Origin of the sequence: Flavobacterium sp. UBA6195, assembly GCF_002422095.1 — a bacterium.
GTDB lineage: Bacteria > Bacteroidota > Bacteroidia > Flavobacteriales > Flavobacteriaceae > Flavobacterium.
Map to the genome: position 1 here is coordinate 1 of NZ_DITB01000037.1, position 6,592 is coordinate 6,592.

The window sequence follows — 6,592 nt, forward strand, 5'->3', positions numbered from 1 at the left end:
AAACAGATTTACTGGAAAAATAATTACTTTTACTCATCGTATTTTGTATGTCAAAACACAAATTTACGATTCTTTTAAAGAAGCCATCTTTTGGCTTCTTTTTTATCGGACAACAATGAAAAAGAATATTGAAAAAGTAATGTTTTATCACTTAATTATATGCACTAAAGCACATATAACTTACGATTATGATTTATTTGATAAACATTACAAAGAATTAGTAACCTTAAATTTAGAATCAAAAGAAATTCATCATTTATTGCAAATGAGATGGTTAGGGGTTCAGTTATTACATCACTACAAAATAAATGATTTAGAAAAAATAAATTTAATTTGTAGAACAATACTCAAGAGTAACGCTGTAAAATCAAAAGATTCTGGCAATAGAATAAGTTGTATTTTCATGATTAGTCAGTATCTACACAAAGTTAAAGAATATGAAAATATAATAAAACTATTTGAAGAGAAATCGATAAAATATTCCAATATTCTTGGCTATTGGGCTGATTTGAATTATAATCAATTAAAAGTATATTACACAAATGCACTTGTTAAAACGAATCAAAAAGAGAAAGCTCTAATTTACTTTAAAGAAATAAAGCCCAACAAATTTGATCTAAATTTTAAAAATGATATAGAAAATATATACAGTGAATTAACTGTAAATTTTGAATATTGAAATTAAAATTATGATTTTTATCTTATTATCTATTTTACTTTTTTCGTTCAATAATGTCTTATGGAAAAAAAACCTTAAAGATACTTCAATTTCATTTTTAATAAGTTACAGAGCTTTTTTCACAAGCATTATTTCACTAATATTATTTTTAACAAACTCAGATTTTAATAATATTATTAATTCTTCTATTATAAAAATAACCGTAGGTTCAATATTTGGAGCAATTGGTTTATATTGTATGTTATTTATAATAAAAAAGTCTTCCTTGCGCTGGATTGGTATTTATAATTTATTCGGTGTTATTTTTACAGGCATTTATTTACACTTTTTCGAAAACATTGAAATAAACAACTTCTTATTTGGAATAGTATTAATCATGTCTGGATTTATATTACATCTATATAAAAATCAAGAACCAAATCTAAAATTAGAAATGAAACAGCATTTTTATCTAATCGTGATGACGTTAGGATTTGGTATTTCATCAATACTTCATTGGAAAAATATTGAAACAAATGTTCCAATACTTTTTATAATTTCAAATCAAGAAATAGTGGTATTTCTCTTATTTTCTTCAGTTAACATAAGATATGAAAGAACTATTATCAAAATAAAAAATTTAAAGTTGTATTTTACTAGAGTAATTATTATGGCTTTAATACTGTTTTTTGCCTTATTGTTTAGTTTTAAAGGTTTAAAAACAACTAATCCTCTTATTACTAGCGCTTTGTTTTTAATTGGTCCTATATTAACAATTACTTTGGGTAACATATATTTTCAAGAGAAATTAACTTTTAAAAATTTAATATCAATTATAATTATTTTAATTGGTGCTTTTGTCGTACATCTCAGTATTGTTTGATACCAAAAAAATTCAATGATAATACTTCCTTTTAGATAAAACGAAAAACTAACAACGAACTCAAAAAACTTTGTTTTTTCAAAATCACTTCAATTAGATTACTAAATATAAAACAGAAGTAATTTTTTTATCTCATTAGTTTACTTAACTTTGTACAGAATTTAAAAACTAGCTTTTGAGATATAACGTTTCAAATATTATTTCCATTTCAAGAACTACTTCAAAAAAAGTAGTATTCTCACACAGCAAGGCCTTTATCAATTAGGCCTCCGTCTACCCTATTCCTAATTCTCAGACGGAGGATTTTTACTTAAAACATTTTCTATTCATTTCAGAAGTATCTTCTGTAATCATTATTTTTTTTAATTCTAACATCATGTCGCAAAAAAAACTTTTGGGAAAATTATATGCGCGTCATATAATTTGGTTAGTCACGTTATCATTTTTGATGGGAACTCTTTTTTTGGTTGCCTATTATAAAGTGCATCCAATTTTCTTATCAGCTCCTTTAGTAATGGTTATTTTAGTTACCATTGATAGTTTTCAATCCAAACATTCGGTACGCAGAAATTATCCATTGGTAGGACGTTTACGTTATCTGTTTGAATCGGTTCGTCCTGAATTTCGCCAGTACTTTTTTGAAGGTGAATTGGATGGAAAGCCTTTCAACAGAAGACAACGTTCCATAGTATATCAAAGAGCAAAGAACCAAAAGCAAACCATTTCATTTGGCATGCAAGACGAGCCCAATAGAATTGGTTATGAATGGGCAGCGCATTCAATTTATCCTAAAAAGAATGATTTTAGCCAATTCCGAGTAACCATTGGAAATTCACAGTGTTCAAAACCGTATAGTGCTAGTATTTTCAATATTAGCGCCATGAGTTATGGTGCTTTGAGTAAAACTGCCATTTCTTCTCTAAATGAAGGAGCTAAAATGGGAAATTTCGCTCACAATACAGGAGAAGGCGGAATCAGTGATTACCACTTAAAAGGAGGCGATTTGATTTGGCAAATTGGAACAGGTTATTTTGGCTGTAGAGATGGAAAAGGACATTTTAATGACGCTCTTTTTGTGGAAAAAGCCAATTTAAAAGAAGTGAAAATGATTGAAATTAAACTATCGCAAGGTGCAAAACCAGGTCATGGTGGCTTACTTCCAGCTGAAAAAAACACACCGGAAATTGCCCGAATTAGAGCTTTAGAACCGCATACAACCGTACATTCGCCATCGGCACATACAGCATTTTCAAATGCTACTGAGTTATTGTATTTCATACAAAAATTGCGAAACTTATCTAATGGAAAACCGATTGGATTTAAGATTTGTATTGGTAAAAAAGAAGAATTTACCGAAATCTTAGAGGCAATGTTAATGACCAACATCCTTCCTGATTTCATTACCATTGATGGTGCTGAAGGTGGAACAGGAGCTGCTCCACTAGAATTCATTGATTACATGGGAATGGCTTTATCCGATGCACTTGTTTTTGCTCATAAATCGTTGTTGGATTTTGGTTTACGAAACGAAATTAAAATTCTGGCTTCAGGTAAAATCATATCCGCTTTTGATATTGCTAAAAACATGTCTTTAGGAGCTGATGCTTGTTATAGCGCTCGCGGAATGATGTTTGCCTTAGGTTGTATTCAAGCCTTACAATGCGATAGCGGAAAATGTCCGGTAGGGATTGCAACACAAGACAAATCACTTTACAAAGGTTTAGACATCACCGATAAACGCGTTCGTGTGGCGAATTTCCACAAAAATACGTTGAAAGCAGTAGCCGAATTCATAGGAGCCTGCGGATTTGAATCACCTGACCAGATAACGCCTGATACGTTCTTTAGAAGGGTAAATTACAACACCAACTCAAACTTTAAAGATATTTATTTCACAAATTCAGAAACCAAAAGCAAAACATTAGATAAAGAAACTATATTCTTAAATTAAAATAATATGAAACCAATACCCAATTTTACAAAACACGATTTTAATCTTTTAAACGAAATGATTAAAAGCAATATTAATGTTTCCAATTCAAAAGATTTATTGCTTTTAAAACAAGAATTGGAAAGAGGAATCATTCACAAAGAAGAAGATGTGACAGAAAAATTCATCAAAATCAATTCCAATGTAGTCATTGAAGATTTAGAAACAAAAAGGGAAATGAAATTTCAAATCGTATTGCCTTCAATGGCCAATATCAAAGAACAAAAAGTATCTGTTTTAGCTACTTTATGTATTGCTGTAATTGGATTTAAAGAAAACGACGAAATCGAATGGGATTTACCTGGCGGAAAGAAAATGCTAAAGATTAAATCGATTGATTAAATACTAAAACACCCTTATGCGGTGTTTTTTTTATTTAAACAAATCAACAATAAATATGACTAAAATTAGTAGCCCAACGACTATCAAAAAAACCGAAAAGTAAAATTTTTGAACTTTTGTTTCTTCTCTATAATCTGACATTAAAATAGTTTCGGTACTGGCTATAATTTCATTATCAATTAGAATTTTATCAATAATAACTCTGTCTTTATCCAACAAAAAGAATAGAGTTCCATTACTGATATCAGAGTTTTCATTACTATTATGATAGAAGTCTATATCATTTTCAAGTAACAAATTTTCAAAAAGAATATAATCTTTGAATAAAACATTGAGCTTAAAATGGTCTTGAAATTTTACTTCTGCAGAATTTGCCATGATCAATTACTTTCTCTCCAATACCACTTCAATCGGATTATTACTTCTTGGCCCGAAAGTTCTCGCTTGGCGTTCATTTTCACTGGAACATAAAATGTACATATTAAAAGCTTGCAATTGCACTAATTGGGCTTTAAACTTCCCATTAGTATCTTCAATTTTAATATAAAATTCTTCTGCAGGAAACGTATTCGTTACCGAAAGCAAATAGGTATCACCGGCATAAGGAAAAAACCATTTCTCAGTTTCGTTTTGCTTACTAATTAAATGATTTCTAGTAAAAACTAAAGCTTGGTTGCCGTATTTCCAGCTGTATTTATTGTTCTCATTGATGACTTCTTCACCTTTTTCGTTGACTAATGTAATTTTCAAATCGGGAATATTATCTGATTTTCCTTCTTCATGAACTTTTACTACCAAATAAGAGGTAAAATCAAAGCCACAATGCGGCACTTGCCCTAATGAGAACAAAGAGAAAAGAAGAAAGAAAAATGATAATTTGATTTTCATAGCCTTGATTTGTTGGTAAAAATACAAAAATGATACCAAAATAATTTAAAAGCTATCTTACGATTTTAAAACTTTACTTCTTTTAAAAAGTTAAAAAGAAACTTTCATCTACTTTATTTGCATTTCATAGGCCATTAAGCACTTAATCACCTAATTTTTAATACTTTAAATTAAAAATATCTAGAAAATGCTAAAAAAATCAATACTCTTAGAAAATAAAGCTTCTATTTCCACTAAAAATCTACAGCTTGTAATTAAAACCGAAACAAGAGAAAGTACAATTCCAATTGAAGATATTGGCTACCTAGTTATAGATCATCCTGAAATATATTTGAGCATTCCTGCTTTAAACTTATTAATTGATAACAATACAGCTGTTATTATCTGTAATACCAACCATTTGCCAAATGGAATGTTCTTAAACCTCAACAGCCATCACATTCAACAAGAAATTTTTAAAAATCAAATCAATGCGAGTGCTCCACTAAAAAAACAACTTTGGCAACAAACGATTACAGAAAAAATTACGAACCAAGGAATATTACTCCAAAAAATAACTTTAAAAACTAATAATTTTGATTTTTTAGCATCTAAAGTATTAAGCGGAGATAGTTCTAACATGGAGGGAGTAGCCGCTAACTTTTATTGGAAATCTTTTTTTGAACACAACTTCAAAAGAGAACGATTTGGAGATTATCCAAATAATTTCCTAAATTATGGTTATGCCATATTAAGAGCTGCAACCGCAAGAGCGCTTTCAGGAAGTGGATTATTGAATACCTTAGGAATACATCACAAAAGTAAATATAATGCTTTTGCTTTGGCTGATGATATAATGGAACCTTTTCGACCAATTGTAGATGAAAAAGTAGCCGAAATCATGCAAAACTATTCAGAACAAGAATTGAATACAGCAATCAAAGCCGAACTTTTACAAATCTTAACCCGAACGGTTTATTTTAAGGAAGAAAAAAGTCCATTAATGGTAGCGCTACAAAAAACGGCAAGTTCCTTACAACAATGTTATACAGGAGAACGAAAAAAAATTAAATATCCCAAATTATGGAACTAAATGGATACCGTATTATGTGGCTATTTGTATTTTTTGACTTACCAACCGAAACCAAAAAAGACCGAAGAAACGCTTCGGGATTTAGAAATAATCTTTTGAAAGATGGTTTTAGTATGATGCAATATTCGGTCTATGTACGTCATTGTGCCAGTAGTGAAAGTGCCGATGTACACGAAAAAAGAATTCACAACTTATTACCGCCACTCGGAAAAGTGAGTGTCTTGCGAATAACCGATAAACAATTTGGAAATATTTTAAATTTTTGGGGTAAAGCCGAAGTACCAAAAGAACCACAACCTACGCAATTAGAATTGTTTTAATTGACCAGAATAAAATCGATCCTCAAACCATTTTTGTGGATTTCTATCTATGTAATTTGAAATCAACTCATATTCCTTTTCATTTCTAATAATATGATCATGAAAAGAACGATGCCAGGCAAAATCAATAAAACCAAAATCACGAATTTGTTTAGAAGAAGTCGTTTTCAAAGCACCCATTACACTTGATAATGATTTAATTTTAATCTCATTTGTATTCACTTTTGAACTATCAATTTCCAATATCAAATGAAAATGATTAGGCATAATAACGTAATTATGAATGGAAATATAAGGGTATTGATTTTCTAACCATTCTATTTGATTTTTTACAATTAAACCAAACGAATTCAATTTCACCACAACATTTCCACATTGATTAATTTGAGATTGATGATTTTCCGAATGATGATTCTCGGAATGAACTGTGTTTTTTTCC

Annotated in this window: 9 protein-coding genes; 6 read left to right on the top strand and 3 right to left on the bottom strand. The window is 29.7% G+C overall.

What is annotated here, in order from left to right:
• From B4I81_RS02760 to B4I81_RS02775, 4 genes are all read left to right on the top strand, one after another.
• Window positions 1–679 (top strand): hypothetical protein (locus tag B4I81_RS02760; protein ID WP_291107184.1); only part of this gene is annotated, 679 nt, incomplete at its 5' end.
• Window positions 669–1,541, top strand: a complete 873-nt coding sequence (locus B4I81_RS02765) for an EamA family transporter (protein WP_291107186.1) — start codon at window positions 669–671, stop codon at window positions 1,539–1,541. The genes B4I81_RS02760 and B4I81_RS02765, both read left to right, overlap by 11 nt.
• Window positions 1,542–1,917: 376 nt before the next feature.
• A complete protein-coding gene (locus B4I81_RS02770; RefSeq protein WP_291107188.1) occupies window positions 1,918–3,492 on the top strand; it encodes an FMN-binding glutamate synthase family protein in 1,575 nt (524 codons plus the stop codon).
• A 6-nt stretch (window positions 3,493–3,498) separates the two neighbouring features.
• On the top strand, window positions 3,499–3,873 hold the full coding sequence (locus tag B4I81_RS02775; protein ID WP_291107192.1) for a GreA/GreB family elongation factor: 375 nt from the start codon (window positions 3,499–3,501) through the stop codon (window positions 3,871–3,873).
• Between the two features lie 30 nt (window positions 3,874–3,903).
• On the opposite strand, the gene B4I81_RS02780 is transcribed toward B4I81_RS02775, so the two are convergent.
• Complete coding sequence (locus tag B4I81_RS02780) at window positions 3,904–4,251, bottom strand: hypothetical protein (protein ID WP_291107195.1); 348 nt, start codon at window positions 4,249–4,251, stop codon at window positions 3,904–3,906.
• Between the two features lie 6 nt (window positions 4,252–4,257).
• On the bottom strand, window positions 4,258–4,761 hold the full coding sequence (locus B4I81_RS02785) for a hypothetical protein (protein ID WP_291107198.1): 504 nt from the start codon (window positions 4,759–4,761) through the stop codon (window positions 4,258–4,260).
• 187 nt (window positions 4,762–4,948) lie between these two features.
• Here B4I81_RS02785 and cas1 point away from each other — a divergent pair, with 187 nt between their 5' ends.
• On the top strand, window positions 4,949–5,833 hold the full coding sequence (gene cas1, locus B4I81_RS02790) for a type II CRISPR-associated endonuclease Cas1 (protein ID WP_291107201.1): 885 nt from the start codon (window positions 4,949–4,951) through the stop codon (window positions 5,831–5,833).
• Window positions 5,824–6,153: a CRISPR-associated endonuclease Cas2 gene (gene cas2 / locus B4I81_RS02795; RefSeq protein WP_291107203.1), complete on the top strand. Its 330-nt coding sequence runs from the start codon at window positions 5,824–5,826 to the stop codon at window positions 6,151–6,153. The genes cas1 and cas2 overlap by 10 nt, the downstream gene beginning before the upstream one ends.
• Here the strand turns inward: cas2 and B4I81_RS02800 are convergent.
• Window positions 6,139–6,592, bottom strand: a 454-nt coding sequence (locus tag B4I81_RS02800) for a transposase (RefSeq protein WP_291107206.1), incomplete at its 5' end; no start/stop codon positions are given. The genes cas2 and B4I81_RS02800 overlap by 15 nt on opposite strands.

Coding starts and splice junctions, on each gene's coding strand:
- cas1 (WP_291107201.1), top strand. CDS start 4,949: ATGCTAAAAAAATCAATACTCTTAGAAAATAAAGCTTCTATTTCCACT.
- B4I81_RS02775 (WP_291107192.1), top strand. CDS start 3,499: ATGAAACCAATACCCAATTTTACAAAACACGATTTTAATCTTTTAAAC.
- cas2 (WP_291107203.1), top strand. CDS start 5,824: ATGGAACTAAATGGATACCGTATTATGTGGCTATTTGTATTTTTTGAC.
- B4I81_RS02785 (WP_291107198.1), bottom strand. CDS start 4,761: ATGAAAATCAAATTATCATTTTTCTTTCTTCTTTTCTCTTTGTTCTCA.
- B4I81_RS02780 (WP_291107195.1), bottom strand. CDS start 4,251: ATGGCAAATTCTGCAGAAGTAAAATTTCAAGACCATTTTAAGCTCAAT.
- B4I81_RS02770 (WP_291107188.1), top strand. CDS start 1,918: ATGTCGCAAAAAAAACTTTTGGGAAAATTATATGCGCGTCATATAATT.